At 44.5% G+C, this 25,156-nt stretch carries 29 protein-coding genes and 2 tRNA genes; 11 read left to right on the forward strand and 20 right to left on the reverse strand.

Annotated elements, in window-relative coordinates; translation table 11 throughout:
• Window positions 1-2: 2 nt before the first annotated feature.
• On the reverse strand, window positions 3-485 hold the full coding sequence (locus ICV90_RS05320) for a PaaI family thioesterase (protein WP_215356800.1): 483 nt from the start codon (window positions 483-485) through the stop codon (window positions 3-5).
• Window positions 486-539: 54 nt separating this feature from the next.
• Between ICV90_RS05320 and ICV90_RS05325 the strand changes: the two genes are divergently transcribed.
• Genes ICV90_RS05325 through ICV90_RS05345 form a run of 5 tightly spaced genes read left to right on the forward strand, consistent with a single transcriptional unit; the run spans window position 540 to window position 4,150 of the window.
• On the forward strand, window positions 540-2,006 hold the full coding sequence (locus tag ICV90_RS05325; protein WP_215356801.1) for a YdiU family protein: 1,467 nt from the start codon (window positions 540-542) through the stop codon (window positions 2,004-2,006).
• Window positions 2,007-2,041: 35 nt separating this feature from the next.
• Entirely contained in the window at window positions 2,042-2,455 is a 414-nt protein-coding gene (gene msrB, locus ICV90_RS05330; protein ID WP_215356802.1) for a peptide-methionine (R)-S-oxide reductase MsrB, read from the forward strand.
• 23 nt (window positions 2,456-2,478) lie between these two features.
• Window positions 2,479-3,027, forward strand: coding sequence for a septation protein A (locus ICV90_RS05335; RefSeq protein ID WP_215356803.1), 549 nt, complete (start codon window positions 2,479-2,481; stop codon window positions 3,025-3,027).
• Window positions 3,024-3,308, forward strand: a complete 285-nt coding sequence (locus tag ICV90_RS05340; RefSeq protein ID WP_215356804.1) for a BolA family transcriptional regulator — start codon at window positions 3,024-3,026, stop codon at window positions 3,306-3,308. Before ICV90_RS05335 ends, ICV90_RS05340 begins: the two co-directional genes overlap by 4 nt.
• A gap of 47 nt (window positions 3,309-3,355) precedes the next feature.
• Entirely contained in the window at window positions 3,356-4,150 is a 795-nt protein-coding gene (locus ICV90_RS05345) for a peptidylprolyl isomerase (RefSeq protein ID WP_215356805.1), read from the forward strand.
• 14 nt (window positions 4,151-4,164) lie between these two features.
• Here ICV90_RS05345 and ICV90_RS05350 read toward each other — a convergent pair whose 3' ends face one another.
• From ICV90_RS05350 to ICV90_RS05365, 4 genes are all read right to left on the reverse strand, one after another.
• Window positions 4,165-5,322: an MFS transporter gene (locus ICV90_RS05350; RefSeq protein ID WP_215356806.1), complete on the reverse strand. Its 1,158-nt coding sequence runs from the start codon at window positions 5,320-5,322 to the stop codon at window positions 4,165-4,167.
• Between the two features lie 12 nt (window positions 5,323-5,334).
• A complete protein-coding gene (aroC, locus tag ICV90_RS05355) occupies window positions 5,335-6,447 on the reverse strand; it encodes a chorismate synthase (RefSeq protein WP_215356807.1) in 1,113 nt (370 codons plus the stop codon).
• Window positions 6,448-6,490: 43 nt separating this feature from the next.
• Window positions 6,491-6,946, reverse strand: coding sequence for a CBS domain-containing protein (locus ICV90_RS05360; RefSeq protein WP_215356808.1), 456 nt, complete (start codon window positions 6,944-6,946; stop codon window positions 6,491-6,493).
• Window positions 6,947-7,024: 78 nt separating this feature from the next.
• A complete protein-coding gene (locus ICV90_RS05365; RefSeq protein WP_215356809.1) occupies window positions 7,025-7,873 on the reverse strand; it encodes a YhjD/YihY/BrkB family envelope integrity protein in 849 nt (282 codons plus the stop codon).
• Between the two features lie 22 nt (window positions 7,874-7,895).
• On the opposite strand from ICV90_RS05365, the gene wrbA reads away from it, so the two are divergent.
• From wrbA to ICV90_RS05385, 4 genes are all read left to right on the forward strand, one after another.
• Window positions 7,896-8,504, forward strand: coding sequence for an NAD(P)H:quinone oxidoreductase (wrbA, locus tag ICV90_RS05370; protein ID WP_215356810.1), 609 nt, complete (start codon window positions 7,896-7,898; stop codon window positions 8,502-8,504).
• A gap of 17 nt (window positions 8,505-8,521) precedes the next feature.
• A complete protein-coding gene (locus ICV90_RS05375) occupies window positions 8,522-8,905 on the forward strand; it encodes a DUF2069 domain-containing protein (protein ID WP_215356811.1) in 384 nt (127 codons plus the stop codon).
• Between the two features lie 2 nt (window positions 8,906-8,907).
• A complete protein-coding gene (locus ICV90_RS05380) occupies window positions 8,908-10,323 on the forward strand; it encodes an FAD-binding oxidoreductase (RefSeq protein ID WP_215356812.1) in 1,416 nt (471 codons plus the stop codon).
• A gap of 90 nt (window positions 10,324-10,413) precedes the next feature.
• Window positions 10,414-10,599: a hypothetical protein gene (locus ICV90_RS05385; RefSeq protein ID WP_072582447.1), complete on the forward strand. Its 186-nt coding sequence runs from the start codon at window positions 10,414-10,416 to the stop codon at window positions 10,597-10,599.
• 67 nt (window positions 10,600-10,666) lie between these two features.
• On the opposite strand, the gene ICV90_RS05390 is transcribed toward ICV90_RS05385, so the two are convergent.
• The 10 genes from ICV90_RS05390 to ICV90_RS05435 all read right to left on the reverse strand — a co-directional run bounded on the left by ICV90_RS05390 (window position 10,667) and on the right by ICV90_RS05435 (window position 18,286).
• Window positions 10,667-11,560, reverse strand: coding sequence for an alpha/beta fold hydrolase (locus tag ICV90_RS05390; RefSeq protein ID WP_215360394.1), 894 nt, complete (start codon window positions 11,558-11,560; stop codon window positions 10,667-10,669).
• Window positions 11,561-11,610: 50 nt separating this feature from the next.
• Complete coding sequence (locus ICV90_RS05395; protein ID WP_215356813.1) at window positions 11,611-11,874, reverse strand: EF-hand domain-containing protein; 264 nt, start codon at window positions 11,872-11,874, stop codon at window positions 11,611-11,613.
• 9 nt (window positions 11,875-11,883) lie between these two features.
• A complete protein-coding gene (locus tag ICV90_RS05400) occupies window positions 11,884-12,567 on the reverse strand; it encodes a DUF3313 domain-containing protein (RefSeq protein ID WP_215356814.1) in 684 nt (227 codons plus the stop codon).
• Between the two features lie 72 nt (window positions 12,568-12,639).
• On the reverse strand, window positions 12,640-13,041 hold the full coding sequence (locus ICV90_RS05405) for a hypothetical protein (protein ID WP_215356815.1): 402 nt from the start codon (window positions 13,039-13,041) through the stop codon (window positions 12,640-12,642).
• Between the two features lie 352 nt (window positions 13,042-13,393).
• The gene (locus tag ICV90_RS05410) at window positions 13,394-15,082 is read right to left on the reverse strand and encodes an amidohydrolase (RefSeq protein WP_215356816.1); all 1,689 of its coding nucleotides are present in this window, start codon (window positions 15,080-15,082) and stop codon (window positions 13,394-13,396) included.
• A 99-nt stretch (window positions 15,083-15,181) separates the two neighbouring features.
• On the reverse strand, window positions 15,182-16,303 hold the full coding sequence (locus ICV90_RS05415) for a choloylglycine hydrolase family protein (protein ID WP_215356817.1): 1,122 nt from the start codon (window positions 16,301-16,303) through the stop codon (window positions 15,182-15,184).
• A gap of 46 nt (window positions 16,304-16,349) precedes the next feature.
• A complete protein-coding gene (locus ICV90_RS05420) occupies window positions 16,350-17,180 on the reverse strand; it encodes a hypothetical protein (protein ID WP_215356818.1) in 831 nt (276 codons plus the stop codon).
• An 18-nt stretch (window positions 17,181-17,198) separates the two neighbouring features.
• Window positions 17,199-17,999, reverse strand: a complete 801-nt coding sequence (locus tag ICV90_RS05425) for a hypothetical protein (protein WP_215356819.1) — start codon at window positions 17,997-17,999, stop codon at window positions 17,199-17,201.
• A gap of 97 nt (window positions 18,000-18,096) precedes the next feature.
• A tRNA-Arg gene (locus tag ICV90_RS05430) sits at window positions 18,097-18,173 on the reverse strand.
• 36 nt (window positions 18,174-18,209) lie between these two features.
• Window positions 18,210-18,286, reverse strand: a tRNA-Pro gene (locus tag ICV90_RS05435).
• Between the two features lie 87 nt (window positions 18,287-18,373).
• Between ICV90_RS05435 and ICV90_RS05440 the strand changes: the two genes are divergently transcribed.
• Together ICV90_RS05440 and ICV90_RS05445 are read left to right on the forward strand one after the other, a co-directional pair.
• Window positions 18,374-18,715: a hypothetical protein gene (locus ICV90_RS05440; RefSeq protein WP_215356820.1), complete on the forward strand. Its 342-nt coding sequence runs from the start codon at window positions 18,374-18,376 to the stop codon at window positions 18,713-18,715.
• Between the two features lie 60 nt (window positions 18,716-18,775).
• Complete coding sequence (locus ICV90_RS05445) at window positions 18,776-20,872, forward strand: TonB-dependent receptor (protein ID WP_251367696.1); 2,097 nt, start codon at window positions 18,776-18,778, stop codon at window positions 20,870-20,872.
• 10 nt (window positions 20,873-20,882) lie between these two features.
• On the opposite strand, the gene ICV90_RS05450 is transcribed toward ICV90_RS05445, so the two are convergent.
• From ICV90_RS05450 to folP, 5 genes are all read right to left on the reverse strand, one after another.
• Window positions 20,883-21,407, reverse strand: coding sequence for a chromate transporter (locus ICV90_RS05450; RefSeq protein WP_215356821.1), 525 nt, complete (start codon window positions 21,405-21,407; stop codon window positions 20,883-20,885).
• Complete coding sequence (locus ICV90_RS05455; RefSeq protein WP_215356822.1) at window positions 21,404-21,970, reverse strand: chromate transporter; 567 nt, start codon at window positions 21,968-21,970, stop codon at window positions 21,404-21,406. The genes ICV90_RS05450 and ICV90_RS05455 overlap by 4 nt, the downstream gene beginning before the upstream one ends.
• Entirely contained in the window at window positions 21,967-22,794 is an 828-nt protein-coding gene (locus tag ICV90_RS05460) for a hypothetical protein (RefSeq protein WP_215356823.1), read from the reverse strand. Before ICV90_RS05460 ends, ICV90_RS05455 begins: the two co-directional genes overlap by 4 nt.
• 103 nt (window positions 22,795-22,897) lie before the next feature.
• On the reverse strand, window positions 22,898-24,241 hold the full coding sequence (glmM, locus tag ICV90_RS05465; RefSeq protein ID WP_215356824.1) for a phosphoglucosamine mutase: 1,344 nt from the start codon (window positions 24,239-24,241) through the stop codon (window positions 22,898-22,900).
• A 29-nt stretch (window positions 24,242-24,270) separates the two neighbouring features.
• Window positions 24,271-25,110, reverse strand: a complete 840-nt coding sequence (gene folP / locus ICV90_RS05470; protein ID WP_215356825.1) for a dihydropteroate synthase — start codon at window positions 25,108-25,110, stop codon at window positions 24,271-24,273.
• Between the last annotated feature and the right edge of the window lie 46 nt (window positions 25,111-25,156).

Here is a 25,156-nt window from a genome sequence, read left to right on the forward strand (position 1 = left end):
CATTATTCATAGCGACCATCATCGTTTATAACTCGATCACCATCCGCATTGCGAGTTGCTAAGCGCTTCAGATACTTGAAGGTGCCGGTAGACATGCAGCAAATTTCACCTTGATCGTTATAAAGCTTGGCCTCGCAAAAAGCCATTGTTGCTGTTCTGCGAACTGTATCAGCCTTGACTCTCAGCACGCCGGTTGCAGCTTGCATGAAATTATTCTTCATCTCAATGGTCACCACACTGCGATCGCCGGGATCGCCGGAACGTGCCGCAACAGCCATAGCTACATCCATCAGCGTTAACAAAACACCTCCATGTGCGACTTCCCAGGTATTGTTATGCTCGGGTTTGAGGGCTAGCAAAATCTCCCCTTTGCCCATTTCAGCACTTAAACAACGAACACCTAAAAGCTTTAAAAAAGGCACATTCAATTCCTCGCCTAAATTAGCTAACTGGGTCTGTGGATTCATTTGGACTTGTTTGTTCATAGGTTAATTTTAGAGCCATGCACGTGATTTAGTAAATCCACCTAGAATACCTCTATGGCCTTTACTTTACGCGGCGATGATGCCTGCCAAGCAACCCTCCCCACCCCGATACCCAATCCCTACTGGGTCGCATTTTCACCCACATCCGCCAAATTGGTGGGTATCGACCTGGACGAAAATAATCTTCCCGTAGATAAAACATGGCTAGAGGTATTGTCTGGGAACGGTTTAAATACAAGCAATCATCAATTTCCAAATCCTATAGCAACAGCCTATAGCGGACATCAATTTGGGGTGTGGGCTGGTCAACTGGGTGATGGACGCGCAATATTGTTAGGCGATATTGCTGGACAAGAATTACAGCTCAAAGGAGCTGGGATAACGCGATTCTCCCGCATGGGTGATGGTCGTGCTGTATTGCGCTCATCTATTAGGGAATTCTTATGCAGCGAGTCAATGCATACTTTGGGAATTCCAACTACAAGAGCGCTATCAATTGTTGGCTCAGACATGCCTGTCAGAAGGGAAACTTTAGAGACTGCAGCAGTTTGTGCTCGCTTGGCGCCAAGCTTTATTCGGGTTGGACACTTTGAGCATTACGCTTCACTACAAAATCATGCAAGGTTAAAAGAGCTCGCAGATTACCTCATAGAAATACATTACCCAGAATCCCTGCAGGCTAACGAGCCCTATTTAGATTTATTCAAAAGAATTAGTGCGCGCAATGCCAAATTAGTCGCTCAATGGCAGGCTGTGGGCTTTTGTCATGGAGTTCTCAATAGTGACAATATCAGCGTACTTGGATTGACGATTGACTATGGCCCTTTTGGATTTTTAGACCAGTTTCAGATCGATCATATTTGCAACCATAGCGATCAAGGTGGTCGTTATGCCTACCATCGTCAACCACAAATCATGCATTGGAATATGGCATGCTTGGCCAGCGCTATGATTCCACTGCTCGAGCTCCGCCATAGCGAAAAAGAAGCGCAAGAGCAATTACGTGCTGCCCTTGAGGAGTTTCCGGTTATTTATGCGAATAAGTGGCAATCGTTGTTTCGTAACAAATTAGGATTTAGTACGGCGCAAGATGGGGACGTCGCTCTGATTGAGCGCTTATTACAGGCAATGCATGATTCAAAAGTGGATTTCACGAACTTCTTTCGCAACCTTGGAAAGCTCAACTCAGATCTGTCTATTTCGCAGATTTCCTTAAGAGATGATTTTATTGACCGTGATGCAATTGATCTTTGGTTTGTTGATTATTTAGCTCGCTTACAGAATGAATCCAGCATTAATTCAGAGCGACACCTAGCAATGAATCGGGTAAACCCAAAATACATCCTGCGAAATCACCTCGCCCAGTTTGCCATTGAGCAGGCGCAGAAAAAAGACTTTTCTGAGGTATCAAAGCTTCTTAAGATTTTAAGTAGCCCCTTTGATGAGCAACCAGATTTTGCTTCTTACTCACTAGCTCCACCGCCTGATATGGACATGGTCGAAGTAAGCTGCTCCTCATAGGCGTTTTATAAGAAAATCATATTATTGGAGTCAACATGAAAAAAACAGATCAAGAATATAAGCAGTCATTAAGTGATATAGAGTATCGAGTCACTCGAGAAGCAGCAACCGAGCGACCTTTTACCGGCAAGTACTGGGATCATTGGGACAAGGGTCGCTATCAGTGTGTTTGCTGCAGTACGCCACTCTTTCTATCAGAGACCAAGTTCGATGCTGGTTGCGGGTGGCCAAGCTATAACGCCCCAGAAGTTGCATCCTCTATTAAGGAAATTCGAGATACTACTCATGGCATGATTCGCACCGAAGTCCGTTGCGCAAATTGTGATGCCCATTTAGGTCATGTATTTGAGGATGGCCCAATGCCAACCGGTTTACGGTACTGCATCAACTCTGCATCCTTGAGTTTTGAGCCAAGTACCAACGCCATACCCGCAAAAAATGAAGAATAAATAAATAGCTGGATAATCACTTTATGAAATTTTTATTCGACCTTTTCCCCATTATTCTCTTCTTTGTCGCCTTTAAGCTGGGCGACATATACACAGCAACCATCGTAGCCATGGTGGCCACTATCGGACAGATTCTTTGGGTCTATTACCGCCATCGCAAGATCGATGCCATGCAATGGATAAGTCTTGTCATGATTGTTGTGTTTGGTAGCCTCACAATCTTCTTGCATGACAAAACATTTATTCAGTTAAAACCAACAGCTCTTTACTGGCTCTTTTCAGGCGCCCTATTCATCAGCGCTCAGTTTTTTCAAAAGAATTGGATACAAGTATTAATGGGAAAGCAGGTAACGCTTAAAGCAAAATCTGCGCATTCAGTTTGGCATAGCCTCAATATAGCTTGGGCTATATTCTTTTTTATCATGGGTGCACTTAATCTTTATATTGCTTTTGAGTACTCAGAAGAAACATGGGTTAACTTTAAGTTGTTTGGAAGTACTGGTCTCTTATTGGTTTTTGTCATTCTTCAAGGGGTTTGGCTCTCTAAGCATATGGAGCATCCAAGCGAATGAGCATCAATCAACAACGCATTGCCGCTTTCGATGAAGATCTTCGCAAAGCTTTTCAGGTACAAGCCTTAAAGATTGAAGATGAAAGTCATCTTCATGCTGGCCATGCAGGCGCGGCTAGTGGCGGCGGCCACTTTCGACTTGAAATCATCGCCCCAGAGTTTAAGGGTTTGAACCTAGTGGCACGTCATAGAGCTGTTTATGCTGCCTTGAATCGCCATATTCCCAAGGAAATTCATGCTTTAACCATTGCCGCCCTAGCCCCAGACGAAGTTGCTGTCTAGGGCTACTTTAGAATGGCGCTATTCCCTTTAATTTAATTATCAAAACCATGATCAATAAACGTCAAATACTCTCAATAAGCCTTCTTGGAGCCGCTCTTTTATCTGCAAATGCAATCGCACAAAATGCCGTCATCGTGAATGGCAAAGCGATTCCTAAAGCCCAATTAGATAAGCTAGTTCAACGTTCAGGACAGCCCGATAACCCGCAGGTACGCGATCAAGCTCGTGAGATGTTGGTAACCCGTGAATTGGTATTGCAGGAGGCTGACAAGCGCGGCGTCATTCAGAATGAAATGGTGCGCGAGCAATTAGAGCAAGCACGCATGGGGGTTTTAGTTGGCGCTGTATTTGAGGATTATGTTGAAAAAGAAGGTGTTGCAGAAGCGGATCTGAAAGCCGCTTATGAATCTGCAAAGGCGCAATACAGTGGTAAGGAATATCACGTAGAACATATCCTGGTAGAAAAAGAAGCGGATGCCAAGGCAATTACTGCGCAGCTTAAGGCAGGCGCTAATTTCGAAGAAATCGCTAAGGCAAAGTCGCTCGACCCTGGCTCTGCTAAAAATGGCGGCGATCTAGGTTGGGTTAGCGATAAAGCATTAGTACCAGAGTTTTCTAAGGCAATGGTCCAACTCAAAAATGGGCAAATTACTGACAAGCCTGTGAAGTCACAGTTTGGTTGGCACATCATTAAAGTGATTGACTCTCGCGATATTCAAGCCCCAAGCTTTGAAGAAATGAAGGCTCAGTTGAAGCAGATGATCATCTCTGATAAGAATTGGCAAAAGGCAAAGTTCTCAGAAATGATGCAAAAACTTCGCGCTAAAGCAAAGATTCAATAAAAAGCTAAGTAGTTCTATTTGGCGGGATAACGTCGCGGTCTGAGTTTTTGGATCGCCATACCCGCCAGTCCGCATGCAAACGCGGACATTACAAATACATCTCTTGGTTGAGATGCTTCCCATATCCAGCCAGCACATAACCCTCCGAGCGTTCCGCCAAGACCGTATGAGATGGTGGCCATCAAAGCTTGACCTCTAGCCTGTACCGGGCCTGTGAACCAGCGTTGCAAAAGTTTTGTAGCGGCACTATGGTGTGCAGCAAATGTGCCAGCATGCATTAATTGCGCCACTATCAAAACAGAAGTGATTGGTAGGAAAGCTATTAAGGCAAATCTGACAACGCCAATTCCAAAGGCAGCCTGCAATATCACCTCGGCATCTAGCCTGCTCAATACCTTACTTTGAAAGTAAAAGAAAATGACTTCGGCAAAAACTCCTAGAGCCCAAAACAGGCCAATCTGAAATTTGTTGTAGCCAAGGTTAGAGAGATAAAGAGAGTAAAAAACATATAAAGCAGCGTGGGCAAAGATCATAAAAAATCCAGACACTAAAAACCACCGAACATCTGGATTAAAAAGCACAACCAATAACTCCCCTTTAACCATTTTGCGACGCTCCATCTTGGGCTCGTGCAAACAAAAGGTAATAAGAGCTAAGGCTAGTAAAACAACGGTGCCCACAATGGGATAAAGCCCAATGCTCTTGCGCTGGAATAGCTCTCCTGCGGCAAGAACCATGGCAATAAAGCCGATAGACCCCCACAGACGCAAGCGTCCGTAACGCTTATCGAAGGAATTATCTTTATATAAGGCATGAATAGTGGCTGACTCACCAAGCGGCATCAAACTACTCAAAATGGTGTGCAACACAAACATCCAAATAAAAAACCCGATGTAGCTGTGCAAGAAATAAATGCATAAGAAAACAACCGCCGCAAGACATGCGCAGAATCGAATAATGCTAATCCGATTAGAAAGGTAGTCCGATAACCAACCCCAAGAAAATGGACCAACAATGCGGGTGATCTGTAACATAGACATCAATGCAGCAATTTCTATAACGCTAAAGCCCCGTTCTAAAAAGAACAAGCTGGCATATGGAGAAACCAACCCAACATAAGCGAAATATAAAAAGAAAAAGGACCCGAAGGCCCAGCGTAGCGAAGGCGTCATCGATTAAGCCAATTAATCGCGCAATGAGCCTGGTTGAGAGGCTGGAATAGATGCGGCATCTGGAACATCAGCACATTGAGCGCGATGGCGTAGAGCATGATCCATTAAAACAAGCGCCAACATTGCTTCAGCAATCGGTGTTGCACGAATACCAACGCAAGGGTCATGCCTGCCTTTGGTTTGAACTGTAATCGGCTTTCCATCTAAATCAATGGATTGCTTTGGGCTCATGATGCTAGAAGTTGGCTTGATCGCAATGGAAATACGCAGATCTTGACCGCTGCTAATGCCACCCAGGGTGCCCCCAGAATTATTCGTTGCAAAGCCATCGGGATGAAGCTCATCTCCATGCTCGCTACCACGTTGAGACACTGACTTAAAGCCAGCGCCAATCTCAACACCCTTCACTGCATTGATACCCATCATGGCATGCGCAATATCGGCATCCAATTTATCAAACAAAGGCTCACCCAGACCTGCAGGAACATTACGAGCTCGTACCTCGATACGTGCCCCACAAGAGTCCCCTGCTTTACGCAAGTCATCCATATAGACTTCAAGCTGAGGGATGATTTCTGCATTTGCGGCAAAAAATGGATTCTGATCAATCTGAGCAATATCTTTAAATGGAATTTCAAGTTCGCCCAATTGACTCATGTAGCCATAAAACTCAGTGCCATATTTTTCATGAAGCCATTTTTTTGCAATCGCTGCCGCAGCAACAACGGGCGCTGTTAAGCGAGCCGATGAGCGACCTCCACCACGGGGATCACGAATGCCATATTTATTTTGATACGCATAATCTGCGTGACCAGGCCTAAAGGTCTGCAAGATGTCGCCATAGTCTTGACTGCGTTGGTCTGTATTACGAATTAATAGCGCAATAGGCGTACCTGTTGTCTTACCCTCAAACACGCCAGAAAGGATCTCAACTTTGTCCTCTTCTTTGCGCTGCGTAACGTGACGGGATGTGCCTGGTTTGCGACGATCTAAGTCCAGCTGAATGTCGGCTTCAGAAAGATTCATGCCTGGTGGGCAACCATCAACCACCGCCCCGATTGCGGGACCGTGGGATTCACCAAAAGTGGTAACAGTAAAAAGGAGGCCTAAAGTATTTCCTGACATATCGACATTATGTCATTTGTCGGAAAATGATGGCTAGAACGACTTAGGACGCTGCTTTTTCAGTATCTTCCGGCCAATCACGAATATAGGCCTTGAGCATCGTATTTTCAAAGTCCTGGGCCTCCACTACCGATTTCGCTACGTCGTAGAAAGAAATAACGCCCATCAACATCTTTTGATCGACTACTGGCAAATAGCGTGCATGGTCTACCAGCATCATGCGCCGAACCTCATCAATCTCGGTTTCCATATTGCAGGTCAAAGGTATTTTATTCATTACGGAGTTCACTTGAAGACCTTCAAGCTTGCCGTGATGCTTAGCTAAAGCGGCAATGACTTCACGGAAGGTCAGAATGCCAACCAGCTTGTCATACTCCATGACCACTAATGAACCAATGTCGTGCTCACTCATTACTAGCACTGCAGTTTGCAGAGCTGTATCAGGGGCTACTGTAAAAAGGGTGCTGCCCTTGACGCGTAATATGTCACGTACTTTCATTTGGTCTCCGAAAACAATGTATTTATAGATCCAATATAGACTCAAGGTCTCCGCGAATCAAGAGCTTAGGCGCAACTTTTAGTAACGAATAACCCTAATGACGCCGCTTCGAATATCCGGCAAATTAGCAACCAATACCGCTCCGGTTAAGGTAATCCACCAGGTCATATAGATCCACGTTAAACCCAGAGGCAAGATCGCAAAAGCGCCATATACCGTCTTATAGAAGGCTGTGTTGCCCAAGAAAATGGCAAAACCAAACTTCATTAGCTCAAAGGCAAGTGCCGCTACGAAAGCTCCTGCAAAGGCGTCTCGCCACAAAATTTTAGCGTAAGGAAGAATTTTGTAGACCACTGCATAGACCAGGATGGCCAAAAAGATTGGGGCAATCGCAGCCACTAATTGAAAGCCAAAAGATACCGCGCTGATCCAGCCTTCTGAGGCACTAAATAAAACGCCACTTAAGTAAATGCCAACGCCAAGCATGATTGGACCTAGGATAGTTGCTGCACTATAGATCACAATTTTTTTATACAAAGGGCGTCTTGCAGTGACCTTGAATATTTGGTTAAAGGCACCCTCTATCACCGCCAAAGTCATGATTGTCGTGATGATCAGTCCGGCCAAGCCCACATAGGTTAAGCCTTTTGCTTGGGATGAGAATTGTTCTAAGTAAATGAATACCTGTTGGTTAATGCCGCCCGGCATATAAGTGTCCAAAAGCCAGGATCTAAAGGTATTCTTAACTTGGATGACGCTTGGGAGGTGACCAATCAACATGGTGGCGATTGTCACCATCGGCACCATCGATAGGGTTGTTGTAAATGCCAGGCTAGCTGCAATTTGCTTCAAATTTTGACCGCGATTTCGCTCCCAGATCTCTTTAGCCAGAGAGAGCCATAATTGGGGGTTACGAATAAGGCGCATCGCCGTATCATAAGAGATCAATATGAGCCAACACGATATTTTAGTTTTGTACTACTCCCGTTATGGTGCAACCAAGGATCTGGCGCGCCTGATTGCCGAGGGTATCGAGAGCGTATCAGGGGCAAATGCCCGCTTGAGAACCGTACCCCCCATATCTGCGGTTTGTGAGGCTACAGAGGCAGCCGTTCCCCAGGATGGAGCGCCTTACGCTGAATATTCAGACCTAAAGGAGTGCATTGGTCTTGCTTTAGGGTCTCCGACTCGTTTTGGCAATATGGCGGCGCCGATGAAATACTTTTGGGACGGTAGTTCTTCAGAGTGGTTGAATGGCGCCTTAATTGGTAAGCCGGCCTGCGTCTTTACGAGTACCGGCAGCATGCATGGCGGTCAAGAAAGCACCCTCTTAACAATGATGATTCCACTGATGCATCACGGCATGATGCTGATGGGGATTCCTTACAGCGAGCCTGACCTCATGTCTTCCAATACTGGTGGCAGTCCCTATGGAGTAACTCATCTCGCCCATGCCGATGGACGTGCGCCTATCAGCCCCGAAGAGCAGCGTCTAGCAAAGGCACAGGGTAAGCGTTTAGCTGAAACTGCCTTAATGCTTTTTCAAAATAAAAGGTAATCCATTCAGCCGTCATCATGATAAAAAAGATTCTCGACAAAAATCCATACCAACTTATAGCAACAGCTGCTTTTATTGATTTATTTATCTTGTGTGCCTGTTGGGAGTGGTTCGTCTCCCCTCTCCGACCTGGTGGATCCTGGTTAATCCTGAAAGGCGTACCTTTGCTATTCGCTATTCCTGGGATATGGAAAGGTAAGGTTTACACAATGCAGTGGGCCTCAATGTTGATACTGCTATATACAACTGAAGGCTTGGTTCGCATTCTCGAAACAGGGACCAACTTTTGGCTTGCTTTGCTAGAAATTATTCTCTCAACTATCGGCTTTGTTTGTTTACTCATGTATTTAAAGCCCATCAAAAAAGAAGCTAAGGCTCTCAAGAAGGCAGCTGCGGAGTAAGAATGCAAAACTTCATCAATCAGCTATCTACAGTACTTGAGACAAAATATATTCTGACTCAAGATGAGGATAAAGCGCCCTACTTAACTGATTGGCGTAAACGCTTTACGGGAAAAGCACTTGCAGTTCTTTTGCCTGGTAATGCTGCTGAAGTAGCAAGTATCGTCAAGCTCTGCGCTGCAAGCCAGGTTGCTATAGTCCCTCAAGGTGGGCATACCGGCTTTTGTGGCGGCGCTACACCCGATAACAGCGGTAAGCAAGTCATCCTCAATCTCAAGCGCATGAATCAGATTCGTGAAATCGATACTGCCAATCAAACCATCACACTTGAGGCGGGATGCATTTTGCAAGCCGTGCAAGAAAAAGCCGCTGAACAGGGATTTTTATTCCCCTTAAGTCTGGGTGCTGAGGGTAGTTGCATGATCGGCGGCAACTTAGCAACCAATGCCGGTGGAACCAATGTGCTTCGCTACGGAAATGCACGTGATCTATGTCTAGGTCTTGAAGTTGTTACTGCTAAAGGTGAGATTTGGAATGGCATCAAAGGTTTGCGCAAGGACAATACGGGTTACGATTTGCGTGACTTGTTTGTTGGATCTGAAGGTACCTTGGGAATCATTACCGCTGCAGTCATGAAGTTATACCCACTACCGATCTCTCAATGGACTACCCTAGTCGCATGTGAAACCATCGCCTCTTCAATTGCACTTTTAAATCTCTTTCAGAAGCGCGCAACCTCATTGCTAACCGGTTTTGAAATGATGACGCAGGAGTCTTTGGAGTTAAATGAGAAGCACTTTCCTCAAATGGCAAATCCACTCCAAGATAATCCGCCATTTACCCTACTGATTGAATTGTCAGATCATGAGAGCGAGGATCATGTCAGGCAACTTCTGGAAACTATTTTGGAGGAAGCCTTCGAATCTGGTCTTATCAGCGACGCCGTTGTTGCCAGCAACTTAAGTCAAGCCAATGCTTTTTGGCATATGCGGGAACACATTACGCTAGCGCAAGCTGAAGAAGGCGCAAACCTCAAACATGACATCACCATCCCCCTTTCATCGCTTGATCGCTTTATCAAAGAAACCGATGCCCTGATGACGGCAAAGTTTCCGGGTGTCAGAATCATCAATTTTGGCCATTTAGGGGATGGAAACCTGCATTACAACATTGCCCCACCCTTGGGCACAGATCCCAAGACTTTCAACGAAGCAAATGAAAAACCCATCCATGAGCTCGTATATGCCCAGGTCGAGCGCTGTAATGGCTCCATTTCTGCAGAACACGGTGTAGGACAGCTTAAATTAGAGGGCTTAAGGGCTCATAAGGGTGAAGTGGCCCACGAGCTCATGAAGACCCTCAAAAGAGCTTTAGATCCCCAAAATATCCTTAATCCCCATAAAGTTGTCTCCATTTAAGAAAAACAGCTGCTTTTTTGATAAATATTTTGTAATTCGTGTCATCTCGACCGCTTTTCCATGCGTTGTATAGCCATGGAGGTGACAATTATGTCAACAAGACTCAAACGTTGGGCCCGTGCAATTCAAGAGATCGACTTGTCCACAAGGACGCCTGAAGTAGCTATTGGCTATCTGGACAGCAAATACCGCGATATTGCTTGGCGTTATATCCGCATCCTTGGCTTCGAGCGCACTATTAGCTTCATGGCAAGCAATAACTTCCACCCTGAGTGATTGTTAAAAAACCCTAAATATTTGATTTATTTAGGGTTTTTTGTTTTGAAGCTTGCTTATTGAGCTTTTAGCCAAAGAATTGTCTGGCCTCTGCCAGCAAAACGTCAGGAATCTCTTCTGGTATGTAGTGACCACTGGGAACAGCTTTTCCAGCAACATCCTTGGCCACAACCCTCCAGTCCTCTAAGGGTTTAAAGCACTGGTTTACTAAACCATGCTCACCCCACAACACCTTCAGCGGCATCTTCAGCATCTTGCCTGCAGCACGATCCGAGCGATCGTGAATAAGGTCGATCGTAGCGGCAGCTCGGTAATCTTCACACATCGCATGCATGCTTTCTAGATGACTAGCCCCAACCAAATACTCCGACCATCGATCTGGGGAAAATATCCCCGTGCCCGCATGGCGACCCATATGATTTTTAAGCCAATATTCTGGATTGGCACCGATCAGAGTTTCTGGAACTGGTTCTGGCTGTATCAGGAAGAACCAATGCCAATATCCCTTAGCAAATTCCATAGTGGTGTTCTCATACATTGTTAATGTTGGAGAGATATCCAAAACCATTAATCGCAAGACACTTTCAGGGAAGTCCATTGCCAGGCGATGAGAAACTCTTCCGCCTCTGTCATGCCCAAGCAAGAAGAATTGATTAAAACCTAAACTTTTCATCAATGCATGTTGATCTGCGGCCATTGATCTTTTTGAATACGTTGAGTGATCACTTTTGCCATGAGGCTTTGATGACGCACCGTAACCCCTTAAATCTGCAGCAACTACCGTAAAGCTTTTGGCTAACTCCGGCGCCACTTGACTCCAGATTGCCTTTGTTTGTGGGAAGCCATGAAGCAACAATAATGGAGGACCGCTGCCACCGATTAGATAGGAGATCTCTATAGAGCCCTCTTCAGAGTCAGTGTGAAATGTTTTAGCTTCAAAACCAGGAAAAGATACAAACATCATTCACCCAATAAAAAAGAGCCTCCTAAGAGGCCCTTATATTTTAAATATTAACGATTAGCCATAGCCTGAATTTCAGCCACGGTTACATAACCTTTGTTGCTTGAGTCGATGTAACTAAAGTGGTCATAAATACGAGGCATGCAACCATTGGCCTCTTCTCGAGTTAACTTGCCATCATGATTTACATCGCATTTAGCAAATCGCTCAGCAATTTCTTTATCGCGAGTTGCATCATCAGCTATAGCCAGCAATGGAATTCCAATCAAGGATGCTAAGGCAATGGCGACTATTTTTTGAATAAGTGTGTTCATGATGAAAACTTATTGACCAGTTGGCATTGGGTTAGCTGATGTTTCCATTGCTGAGCGGACCACTTTCTTCGCCATTGCAACAAATGAATCTGCAGATCCGGAGTTAGTTCTAAAGGATTCACCTTGTATAGTGATCAAACCTTCTCCTAATAATTGTTTTGATTGACTATCCGTAATTTTGCTCTCAACCAACAGCGCTGGTGTTTTGGAATTTACACCGCCAGCATAAGCAGCAGCATTCATTGCCAAACCAATTGGTGTGAAATTCCATGGTTGCAAGCTATCGGCTGAACTTTCGGCGCCAGTAATGCCAACAGAGATGCGTGCAACACCAGGTCCTGGTTTATTAACTATCTTGATAGTGCCGCGAGAATTAACAGCCTCAACCATAGATGCTTGGAGCGCAGCTTTTGCCTTATTAATATCATCCAGGCTGACTGACTTGGTGGCATTTTGATTCAGGTAAATCGGGTCCAAGATTACTGCAGTATATGAACCGGGGTTCACGCCTGAAATACGATATCTCCAAATACGAGTATCTTTATCAGCGCTAGCCATTGGAACCAACAGATTGTAATCAGGCAAAAATCCAGATCTAGGCATTGGCTGCGTAGCCAATTTAGGTGCATTGCTACATGCAGCCAAAGTCATTGCTGTAGCAAATGATGCTAACAGTACTTTCATTTTATTCATGGTGATTCCGAGTGATGGGTTAAGTTACTTTGTAAGACTTCCATTAATAAAGATCATCATACCTAGATCAATTTAGTCCGGGGCTGGACATGGCAAGGTTCCGCCTGTCTTTTTATGAATCTGGGGTTTGCATTCAACTTGAGCGGGAGTCGTCTGAGGTAAGCCAGCCGGCGCTGACGATTGAACATTATTTAATGGTGTCTGCACTGAAGTTGATGTAGTTGCTGTAGTTGGCGAAGAAGCGACTGGATTGCTCACTGCCGGAGCCGGCTTTGCTGGAGCTAAACCAACCTCTCTATAAAACGCCTTATCTGAACCAGGGCAAGGCATTAAAGCACCTGTTTTGGCGTTCACAACATCTTTACACTGGGGATTGGCCTCAAGACGTGCCTCTAACTTCGCTGTGGAGCACGAACAAAGAATTAGAGCTGAACAAATTAAATATGGGTAAATCTTAATTAAATGGATATTCATCAAGGCATTCTATGACAATACAGGAAAAAGATAACCATAAAAGATTACAACTCTGGAAGCTATAGTACGAAAGGAGGATGTTTGGCCTGCCCAGCACGATTCGAACGTGCGACCTACGCCTTAGAAGAATTCGTGGCTGCTTAAATATGCAATTATTTCAATGACTTACAGCGTAAAAATGGCGCTGTGTAATAAACTGTGCAACGCGGCTTGAAGGATATTTGGGTGATCTGAATTATTTACTGTCGGTTAAACTGACACTAGATCGTGAGAACCAGTGTGATCTGATCTAGACCATGCAAAAAAATATCGCCCGAAGGATACTTAACTTCAAAAAAACAATTTTGTCCAACTATGGACGAATAAACAAATCCTTACCATTCTTAATGGTCTTCACAATCTGAATATCCTTAATTTCCATTGGGTCCACTTTCATTGGATTGCGGTCAAGAATCACCATATCCGCAAGTTTTCCAGCTGTAATAGTGCCCTTTAATGCCTCTTCTTTGTACTGATATGCAGGCACAGAAGTAAAGCCACGTAGCGCTGTATAGGGATCAAGGCGTTGACCAGAGCCTAAACTGCTGCCTCCATAGGTCTTGCGATTAACCGCAGTCCAAATCGTAAACAATGCGCTTGGCCCTGATGATGGCGTGTCATTATGAAGACCAAATTGCATACCTTTTGTCTTAGCCGAATTGAGCGGAACCATATTGTTAGCCCTCTCATCCCCTAGAATCTTTCTATATACATCGCCATACATCCAAATATGGTTAGGCATAAATTGAGGCAGGATTTTATGGGTTTTGTATTGGTCCAATTGATCATCACGAACAAAGAATGAATGGGAGATCACTGATCTACGATCTTCAGTAACACCCGTTTCTTTTATTGCTTTAGAAATTCCAGAAAGCGCCATATCAATACCGGCATCGCCATTGGAATAGCCGAAGTACTGGATATTCTTTTCATAAGCTAACTTTGCGTACTTATTAACCAAATCCTGGGAAGCAACAGCCATACCGCGCCATTCTTTTGGAAATCCTGTGGTGTCGTTATAAGGCTTGGTGAAATAGGCCAAACGCAGTTGTGGCGCACCGTCTGTAGAAACCAGTATTCCAGCAACCTTAAAGCCGCCATCACCCTTGGTATAGACTCCAAAAGGATAATTTTTATTAGTTGCAAGCAATTGATCAACCACATCATAGGTGGGCAACGCAATCAGGTCTAAGCTGATCACATTACGATCAACTGCTTGGCGCATATTACTAATATCTTGAATCGTAGTTTCATAACTTTGCGCAGTAGTGTATCCATTTGAGACATAGATCTGTTCGGCTTTGCGATAAGTTTTCATCATTAAATCTTGAGAATACTTACCAAATACCTTCGCTGTTGCCTCGAAATTAGGATCACCAATCAACTCACCAGTAAGTTTTCCTGTCTTTGGATCAACGGGCAGCATGCCTTGTGTCACTTTAGTGGCTTTGGTAAATCCTAGCTTCTTTAGACCCGCAGAATTCACAATCCCGGTCAAGGTAGAAATATTATTAACAAATACTGGTTGATTCGGAAATGCTGCATCTAACTGAGCAATAGTTAAGGGGCCGTCGGTAAGAAAAGCGTCTGCATACTCTGCGCCAATAATCCAACCATTAAATGGCCTCGCTTCTGCTTTCAAGCGGTCTATTAGCTGCTTAGTAGTTTTCGGCGGATTTTTTGAAAAGTACCCCAGATTGACAGCGAGAGTGTTCTGAGCAATCAGGGTAAAGTGGCCCCAGGCATCAATAAAGCCTGGCAATAAAGTTTGACCTTTTAAATCCTGCATTACTGGATTAGCGCCGGCTCCATTTAAAGCGTCTCGCAGATTACCGACATAAGCGATCTTCTTGCCCTTCACTACGACTGCTTCAACATACTGTGGCTTATCACCCTCCATCGTCAAGATGTCGCCATTGAAATAAATCACTGCATTGTCAGCAAAGACCGGGATGGCTAGCGAAAGAAAAACTGCAGAGAAAATAATTTTGAGGATACGCATAAATGGCCGAGGTATTAAGGTTTTGAAATTTTCATGAACAAATGAACCTATTTTGATGCACTAAAAAATAAACCACCCGAAGGCGGTTTATCTACTAATTTATTTTAAGAGTTCTGCTGTCAAATCGTTTTGTGGGTAAGGCAATTTATCCACTAACCAGCTTTTCGTTTTTCCAGATTTAAACATTTGGTTCAAATCAATCTCGATAAAGTTGGTACGACTTGCATAATTAGCAATCTTCATCTTGTTATTTTTTAAATCCTTCAGATTGATCCACTGCGTGTAATCAGAGACTACCTGCTTGCCATCAGTAGATCTTGCAACTCCCATAGGAATGTCCACATTATCTAAAATATGGCCCGTTAACGCAACAGCATCAATGCTATTGCTAGGCTGATAGGCAAGCTGTTTGAGATAAGCAGCTCTGACAAAACGCGATGGTGGCGTGTAATCCGCAGGCAAGCCAATCAAACCACCGCCCTGTCCTAACTCAGTTACATTAACTTTCCCAACAGTCACAGAGGGGGTAGCAGTTGCTGTTAGTGACAAATAGTTGCGTACGTTATTCAGGTGCCAGTCATAGGTTGGAGCATTGGTTAAGACGCCTGCAAGATTATTGTGGATAACCATTTGGCCTTTTACAAACTCAATCACGATACTCTCGCCACTTCGATCAGTTAAAACAAAATGCAACCATGGTGGGGTTGGCAAACCCTTTACTTCACTTGGATCAAACCAAACTTTGTATTTAGGTAATTCATTACGCAACTCTTTGACTGTAGCAAACATCCCCAAAACAAAGCCGCCTAAATTGAGAATCGAAACGTAGTTTTTGTCTTGCGGGCTGACTGTCTGGTATTCAGTAAAGCCTGGCAAGAAGTTTCCACTAATCGCAAGACCAGCTTCATTTTGACCCTCTAAGTAGGCAGGTGGTCCTGGTAGGATGGCTGGTGAGATACCTGCAAATCCATATTTACTCGACAAACTGCTTGCAGGTAATTTCATTGAACTAGGCGCAGTTAAGGCGATAGCTGTACCTTTGGGATTGACGGTTAATTGCCACTTCATATCAAAAGCCCACTCCATTGTTCTACCCGCAACAACAGAGCCATCTTTTGCAGTGATATTCACAGCAGTACATGCCTCACTCAAAAAGGGAGCAAATACTAAGGTTAGCGAGAGTGATGTAGCAATAATTTTATGAGTGATGATTTGTTTCATATGAATCCTTATATAAAGCCTGGTATCAGTCTTCCAACGCTTTCGTTTATTTCAAAATGACTAAAGTTGCTGTGGCACGAGCGCCCCATCCTGACGGACCACCTGGAGTATTGCTAATGTAATACATAGGGCCAGCGGCAAACTGCAAAGGTACGCCATCAAATACCATTAATTTCGATACGCCGGCATATAAGGGGTTGGAAGTACGATGCGTGTCGTAGTTATATTGCGCCTCCATATTCACGGTATAAGTAAATGCATCCTTGTTGGTGAAAGCGACAAACGGTTGGCCATATAAATTGTTTTGCGTGCCAAAGCTTGGATTGCCACCTACACTCCAAGATTGATAACCTAGTAATCCATACGTCCAGGGACCATGACGATTCAGAACTACACCCGTCACACCAGCACCAGTTTGTTGTGAGCCAAACTTGCCGCTATTGCCCGAGGGAGATACAGCATAGGGACCCACCCCCCAGATCCAAGATGAATTGGTGTTAGGTGCATAGAACGATTCCACCGTAACACTAGCAATGCCATAACCCGAAAATGATTGTCCATTCGCAGCCTGAACACTGACCTCTCTTACACCGGCAACAATCGGGCGAACAATAAAAGTATCTCCGCCACCAAGATCAAATGGAGTTACTGGCTGAAAGAGCAAGGTCTGCTCTGAACCCCCCTGATTTTTACCGACACCACGACTAAATTCGTATTGCAGTGGTACCGAAATCATATTGGCAATCGGGTTGGCTAGTTTTTTAGCAATGCCGACCTTATCCACACCCCCATCAGGAGCGCTACTGCTTTGAGCAGCTACTAGGCTAGACAATGTAGTCGCTGCGATAACGACAAGAATACGTTTGAATGTTTTCATGGGATCAGTGATTCAGAATCAAAATTTAAAGGTAATGGCAGCTTGCGGACCTTGCATCGTGGTCTTTTGCAAAACACCACCAGCCTTCATGTCGTAATACAACGCGCGATACGTCAATGACGCATCAATCAAGCTACCAAATGATTTACCAATGCCAGCCATTACCTGCCATGTCAAATTCGTAGTGCCACCACCGCCGCCGATATCAGCATAGGCAGGCAGATACCAACTTGAATCAGCGATACGGTAACGACCTTTAGCACCGATGATAGGGTCGACCGTCGAGGTTTTCTTTGAAATCGTTTCTTTTTCAGAAGTACCAACTAAATTGCCGCTTAAGGTGGCCGTGATATCAATTGCCCGAGCTCCTAGCAATGCGTCAACATATGCGTCCCGCGTATTAGCAAGCGTATAAGTTGCGGCGCCAGTTAAAATTGTTTGCTGCAGCGTAATTTTGTCTGCTACGGTGGCAGCGCCGCCATATACGGGAACTGATCCTGAATGTTGCAACGTGGCTGAAACAAGATCGCCCATAATGCCCCAGTTACCCTTGTGTGCTTCAGCAGCCATCATTGCGCCAGACTTGAGATTGCTGAGCACATTGCTCGAAGAAAAATCAGCAGTTTTCGCGAGGCCATTATCAAAATTGATAGTGCCTTTAATTCCAGGCGCCCATACATAGGGGGTAACTTCAAAGCGCCATTCTTGCGAGACTTTTGGTAGTGGATTTGATGTATTACTATCTTGAGCAAACACTGGTGCAGCTACGATTAAAGTCGACAAAAAACCGACCAGTGTTCTTTTTGAGAATATTGGCATCCCTACCCCTTTGAATTTATATATTAGTTACAGTTATTAGATATGATAAGTACTTTAGTACTGTCTAGGACGTAGTTGTCAATATTTTTGAAGTTTTTGGCCTGCCCAGCACGATTCGAACGTGCGACCTACGCCTTAGAAGGGCGTTGCTCTATCCAGCTGAGCTATGGGCAGTTATATGCTGGGTATATCTAGAACAATAAGGGAAAGTGGTCGGAGTACAAGGATTCGAACCTTGGACCCCCTGCTCCCAAAGCAGGTGCGCTACCAGGCTGCGCTACACTCCGACGGAATCGATATTCTACACCGAGAAGGCCATTCCAGGCAAATCCTGTAAGATTCGTCCCATGGTTGCCTATTTTTCAAGCAAATTTATGAAGCAAATTCATGCTGCGTTTACAGCGGCATTGCTAGTATTTTGCTTGCTTGGCACCCACTGGATAGGCCTCTCACATAGCATTTCTCATACTGGCTTCCAAAATCAAGTACTGGAAGCTAATACCTCTGCCAATATTGATAAGAGTTTCAATCACAGCTCGGATGTCTGTCATTTGTTTGACGCACTTTCACTTGCAGGATTTGTACCAAGTAATCACATTCAAGCCCCGGTTATTCTTGTCAGCGCTTTAGATCTACAAAATTCAAGCAATCCTTCGTTGCGAAGCTTGACTGGTAGCTCTTACCACTCACGCGCTCCCCCTACTTTCATCCTTTAAAACAAAGCGCTCTATTGCGCACCTCCGTTTTAATTGCTCACCATGTATTGGTGAATCTGGATGAATATGAATTATCGTTTTACACAATTTTCTTGCAATCGTCTAATGGCACTGGCCTGCACTTTGCTAATGAATCCTGCTTGGTCTCAAAACCAAGCAGAGGCTTTGCCTCAACTAGATGTCACAGGTGTGCGAGAAAGTGGCCAAGGTTTCCTCTCGCCAAATAAAGTATTAGCTGGTGATGAACTTCAAAACAAGCTTTCCGGAACTCTAGGAGCAACACTTGCCAATGAACTGGGAATATCTGCAACTGGCTATGGGGCAGGATCTTCAAGACCAGTTATTCGAGGCCTAGATGGCGCGCGAGTACAAATCTTGCAGAACGGCTTATCGGTTGGTGATGTTTCCAGCATCTCGCCAGACCATGCGGTTGCAAGCCCAATGCAAAATACCCATCAGATAGAAATCTTGCGTGGTGCCTCTGCCCTGCTTTATGGATCAGGCTCAAGCGGTGGCCTGGTAAACGTTGTGAATGATCGCATTGTCACCTCAATGCCTGATGCGGTATCTGGCGCACTCAATACCAGCTACGAAACAGTGAATCAAGGTAAGACTGCCAATATTGAATTAGATGCACCTGCGGGGCCTTTAGCGCTCCACTTTGATTCAGCAATCAGTAATTCGAATAACTATCGCATCCCAGGCTTTGCAGAACAAGGTGGACCAAATGCTAATTGGTCTATCAATCCAGGTCAGCCAGTGAATATCCCCTACAGCGGCAAGTTACCCTTCTCTTTTAGCAATGAAAATAGTATGGGCTTAGGAGCGAGCTATGTTCGCTCCGATGGATACACCGGCATCTCTTTAGAGCGCATGAATCACAACTACGGAATTCCTACTGCAGAAGGTGGATTTATTCAGCAGTCGCAGAATCGTTACGATTTTGCTCACCAAACTAATGATCCGTTTGATGGCTTTAACTCGGTCAAAATTAGTGCTGCCAATACCAATTACCAACACACCGAATTTACTAATAATGGGGTTGCCTCCACACAATGGAACAACACTGCCACTGAAGCTAGGCTAGAGTTGGCACACAAAGAATTGCTGGGATCCAAGGGTATATTAGGCGCGCAAATTACCGGCGCAACTCTAAATGCCACAGATTTATCTACGAATAATTACGCTATTGTTCCGCAGACAAAATCGAATGCAACTGCCCTATTTTTGGTTGAAGAAGGTCGATACGGCCCTTTAAAAACAAGTCTTGGGGCTCGCTATAGCTACACCACCCAAAATCCGAATTCTGGGACTCAGTTTCCAAGTGTAAGCAGTCAGGAATTTGTCCCGACATCTTATGGCCCTCCATCACTACAGAGTAGACAATTTAATTTAATGTCCTATTCAGCTGGTGGAATGTTCGATATTGCCAAAGGATACGGCATAGGTCTTGCCTATACAGTCTCTCAAAGAGCGCCATCTGCACAAGAGCTTTACTCCTATGGACCTCATGATTCAACCGCAACATTCGATATCGGTAATGCAAACCTAAGCACAGAAACATCACATAATTTAGAACTGAGCTTTCAGAAAAGCCTAGGAGTAATCCGTAGCAAAGCTAGTATTTACAGGAACCAATTTAGTAACTACATCTATGGCTACTACACTGGCGCCTATAGCCAAGCCAATGAAAACTTTTCAGTAGTTCAAGCCTCTCAAGCGAATGCCTCTATTCAAGGTGCAGAAGCAGAGCTTAGCTATAACTGGAATGAGACCGGCGTGGGGGGCAGATTGTTTGGTGATGTATCACAAGGAACATTTACCGCCGGAGGCAATCTTCCGCTACAACCGGCACCACGTCTAGGCAGTGAATTGGCTTACCAACGTAACGGCTGGTTAACAAGTGCTACCTATATTTACAGCTATCAACAAAACAAGTTGGCTAGCTGGGAAATCGGCCCAACACCAAGTTACAATCTTGTGAATGCCAACCTCTCCTACACTGAGCGCATTGGAAAAGTGAATTGGACTGGGTATCTCATCCTAAAGAACCTACTTAATGAAGAGATTCGCTACGCTACATCACCCATGGCAGTACGACTATATGCGCCACAACCAGGAAGAAGTCTCATGGTTGGCGTTCGCGCAGCCTTTTAATAAAGGCACACTAAAGATATTTGAGTAGTAAAAATCCAAGTAGTCCTGAACCGAGAATTACAAATACAGGATTAATTTTTGTTCTCAGAATGAAATACAGGGAAATTAAAGCCAACCCCAAAGTTATGGGGCTAACGATAGAGGATTTAGCTACAGCATAGACGCCGGATGCCATTAAGCCGATTGAAATGGGCTCTAAAGCATTTTGAATGCTTCTACGCCAAGGGCCTTCTCCAAAACGATTCCAGATGCGACCAGCATAAAAGCACAAAATACTCGATGGCAAGAAAAATGAGAGCAGAACAACTCCAGCTCCTACTAAGCCAGCAACCTGAAATCCGATCACTAAGACCATCAGCATATTAGGGCCTGGTGCAATTTGTCCGATACTATAAATATGTACAAAACGCAGGTGATCAATACCAAATTGATGAGCCAGTAAGGTTTGCATCTCCGGCAATACAGCGGTCCCGCCCCCTACTGCCAGGAGTGACAGCAAGCCAAAGCTGAGTGCCAATGAAACTAAATGACTCATGAGCTAACCCTTGGGCGATACATATAAATTGCTATCGGGGCCATTATTAACAGGACGATGGGTAGGCTTAGCTTTACAAGACTCATCAAAATAAAGGTTGGAACAATAATGAGAAGTGACTTGAGATGCTTCCAGTGCTCGTCACCAATCCGATAAGTAATTGCCGCCAGTAGGCCGCATGCAGCTGCTGCAACTCCAGACAAAATGATATTTGCTAGTGGGTGATCTGTATTCGTGGTGTACGCAACACCAATAATTAGTACAAATAGAGATCCGGGAAGTATTAAGCCGATAGTTGCCACGAAAGCGCCTAGCATGCCACGCAAATGATCTCCGGTTAACACCGCTAAGTTCACTGAATTTAAGCCCGGCATAGTTTGGCTAATTGCAAGATAGCCCATGAATTCATCGGCAGTCAGCCAGCACCTTTTTTCAATTAAAAGAATGCGCTCATAGGCAATAATTCCCCCACCAAAACTTATGGCACCGATGAGCAAAAACTGGAAAAAGAGGTCATATAAACTTACTGACAGCTTTTTATCAGTTAAGTTTGTGGAGCTCATTCAGGCTTTCCATAGATTAATGCCGTTTTTGTACTACCAATTTCTAACCAATCAGCTAATTCAGTTTGAAGCTTTTTAAAAAACTTATCAGCCCTCTTGTGAGCCTTGGCTTGTGAGCGATTTTCATCGTTTACGCGATATGAAAAGGCAAGCTCGCCTACGATAGGGTCGCCAGCAGTCCTCATCCAAATAGCAATTTCACAATGAGCTTGCACACCATCCCCAAAAACCAGATTTCCCAATGGCAGACAGGCTTCAAGTATCTTATTGTTAGGACCACCAACAATATGCACAGGCGTTTTTTTATCTATTGAAAGATATGCCATGCCTGGGAAATACTCACAAATCGCACTAATTGATCTATCAAATAAGCTATCTATTGGAACCGCATCCAAAATTGCATTATTCGAGTAAATTTGACGTTTAGAGCCCAGGGCATCACCACGTAATATTTCCTCTTTGAAGCGAGCTCTGGATTTTATTTTCTTTTGTGGGGTTGGATTAAATTTGGACGCATGCTCCATGTCATGGGTTCGACACTTGAGTGTGACTTCTGCATAGTCATCAACCCACACATTCTGTCGCGACTCTCGAACGCGCAAAATAATATTATTTAAACGGAAATCCTCACCAGGAGTATCGTAAAAATAAATATTTCTTAGCCCAGTATTTGCATTATCAAGATGAAAGAAATTCACCTTACTTTTCTTGCAAAACTTCACAATTTGTTCGCTAAGAAGCAATATTCTGCCGTGACGATCGAGGCCCTGAGGCTTGATTAATAGCTTAAACTCTCTATTGGTGATGGATGGATGCAGTTTCATTAAATAACCCCCCTGTTTTCTTGAGCTTATCACTAACGCATGAAATTAAATCAGTTCATGAGGCTGTTTATGGGTAAACCAAGCCCCTAGCGAATTGAGGGGGTTAGGCAGTAGGAATCAAATCAGCAATGCTTTTGGCTGCACTCATTGCAATATCAGCATTTTTGGTCTCAACCATAACGCGCAATAATGGTTCAGTACCAGATGCTCGTATCAGAACCCTACCAATGTTTTGGAGATCAGCCTCAACCTTCGTAATTTGACTTTTTAACTTCTCGTCTGTTTTCCAGTCGTAACCAGATTTGAATTTCACATTCAATAGTATCTGTGGGAATACTTTGACGGAATCCAGCAATTGCGCAAGACTCTTTTTGTTTTGGCTCATTGCTGCCAGCACTTGAAGTGCCGCAATAGTGCCGTCACCTGTGGAGTGTTGGTCTAAGCAAAGCAAGTGACCCGAACCTTCACCACCAATAATCCAACCATTTTGTTTGAGCAATTCCAAAACATAACGATCGCCTACATTGGCGCGCTCAAAACCGATGCCTAGGTCTTTAATAGCGTTTTCAACTGCAAGATTGGTCATTAGAGTGCCTACTGCACCACCAATCTGCTGGCCACGATCTAGGCGATCTTTTGCCAAAACATATAGAAGCTCATCACCATTAAATAAACGACCAGAAGCATCAACCATTTGCAAGCGATCAGCATCTCCATCTAGAGCAATACCTAGATCCGCTTTTACTTCTTTAACTTTGGTGATTAAGGCTGCTGGAGCTGTTGCTCCGCAACCATCATTGATATTGCGACCATCTGGGCTCACGCCGATGGAGATCACTTCGGCACCTAGCTCATGAAAAACATGGGGGGCTGTGTGATATGCGGCTCCATTGGCGCAATCTACTACAAGCTTTAACCCCTTAAGATTTAGCTCGCCCGGAAATGTTGATTTACAAAACTCAATATAGCGTCCTGCGGCATCATCTAAGCGAAAGGCTTTACCAAGCTCTTTTGAATTTACACAACCCATGGGTTTTTCTAATTCAGCTTCAATGGCAAGCTCAAACTCATCTGACAACTTATCGCCTTTTGCAGAGAAAAACTTGATGCCGTTATCTTGATAAGGGTTATGAGAGGCGGAGATCACTAAGCCGGCGGATAAACGCAATGCCTTGGTAAGGTATGCAACGCCAGGGGTTGGAATGGGGCCGCAGAGCATAACGTCAACTCCGGCAGCAGCAAACCCAGCCTCTAATGCAGCTTCCAACAAATATCCTGATACGCGCGTGTCTTTACCTATGAGAATTTTGCAGCGTTCACCCGGCTTGGCTTCACGTGTTAATACTTTGCCGGCAGCATAGCCAAGGCGTGTCATAAATTCAGGGACGATAGGAAATTGGCCTACTTCGCCTCGAATGCCATCAGTGCCAAAGTATTGTTTTTTCATGGGTTTCATTATAAAACTTAGATGTGTAACTAAGTATTTATAGCCTCCCAAAGCTTTAGAGCATCAACAGTCTCGGGAACATCATGAACCCGGACAATTTGAGCGCCACGATCGGCAGCCATAATTGCTGCAGCAATACTTGGGGCAACACGTTCGTTAGTGTCTTTACCAGTAATTTTGCCAATCATCGATTTACGTGAAATTCCCGCCAATACAGGAAGGCCTAAAGTCGAGAAGTCAGCAAAGTGAGCCAGCATATTGAGGTTATGTTGCAAGCTCTTACCAAAACCAAATCCCGGATCAATAGCAATCCGGTCACTGCTGATGCCTTTAGAAATTAGAAGCTTCGTTCTATCATTAAGAAACTGTCTTACCTCTGTAATGACGTCCTGATATTCAGGGTTAAATTGCATTGTTAAGGGGTCGCGTTGCATGTGCATTAATACAATGCCGCAGTCGCGATCTTCCATTACGGCTTCTATAGCTCCAGCCTGCCTGAGGGCCCAAATATCATTTACACAATCTACGCCAGCATGCAAGGCTTGGCGCATTGTTTCTGCTTTATAAGTATCTATTGATAAAGGAACTCCGCAATCCTTCAGTGCCTCAATGACCGGAAGCACTCTGTCCAACTCTTCTTGCAGCTCAACTGGTGCAGCACCAGGACGAGTTGATTCCCCACCAATGTCAATGAGATCAACCCCGTTTTTAATCATCAACTCCGCTTGCGCAATAGCATCCTTAGCACTTCTGAATTTACCGCCATCAGAAAAAGAATCTGGTGTTGCATTCAGAATGCCCATCACAATCGGGCGCTTACGCTTGTTGAAGTCAAAAAGAAAACGCCCACAACGCCAAGTTGTGGGCATATCTTGAAGACTTTGATAATGCATCAAAGACTGCAGCTAAATATAG

The organism is Polynucleobacter sp. JS-JIR-II-b4, from assembly GCF_018687815.1.
GTDB lineage: Bacteria > Pseudomonadota > Gammaproteobacteria > Burkholderiales > Burkholderiaceae > Polynucleobacter.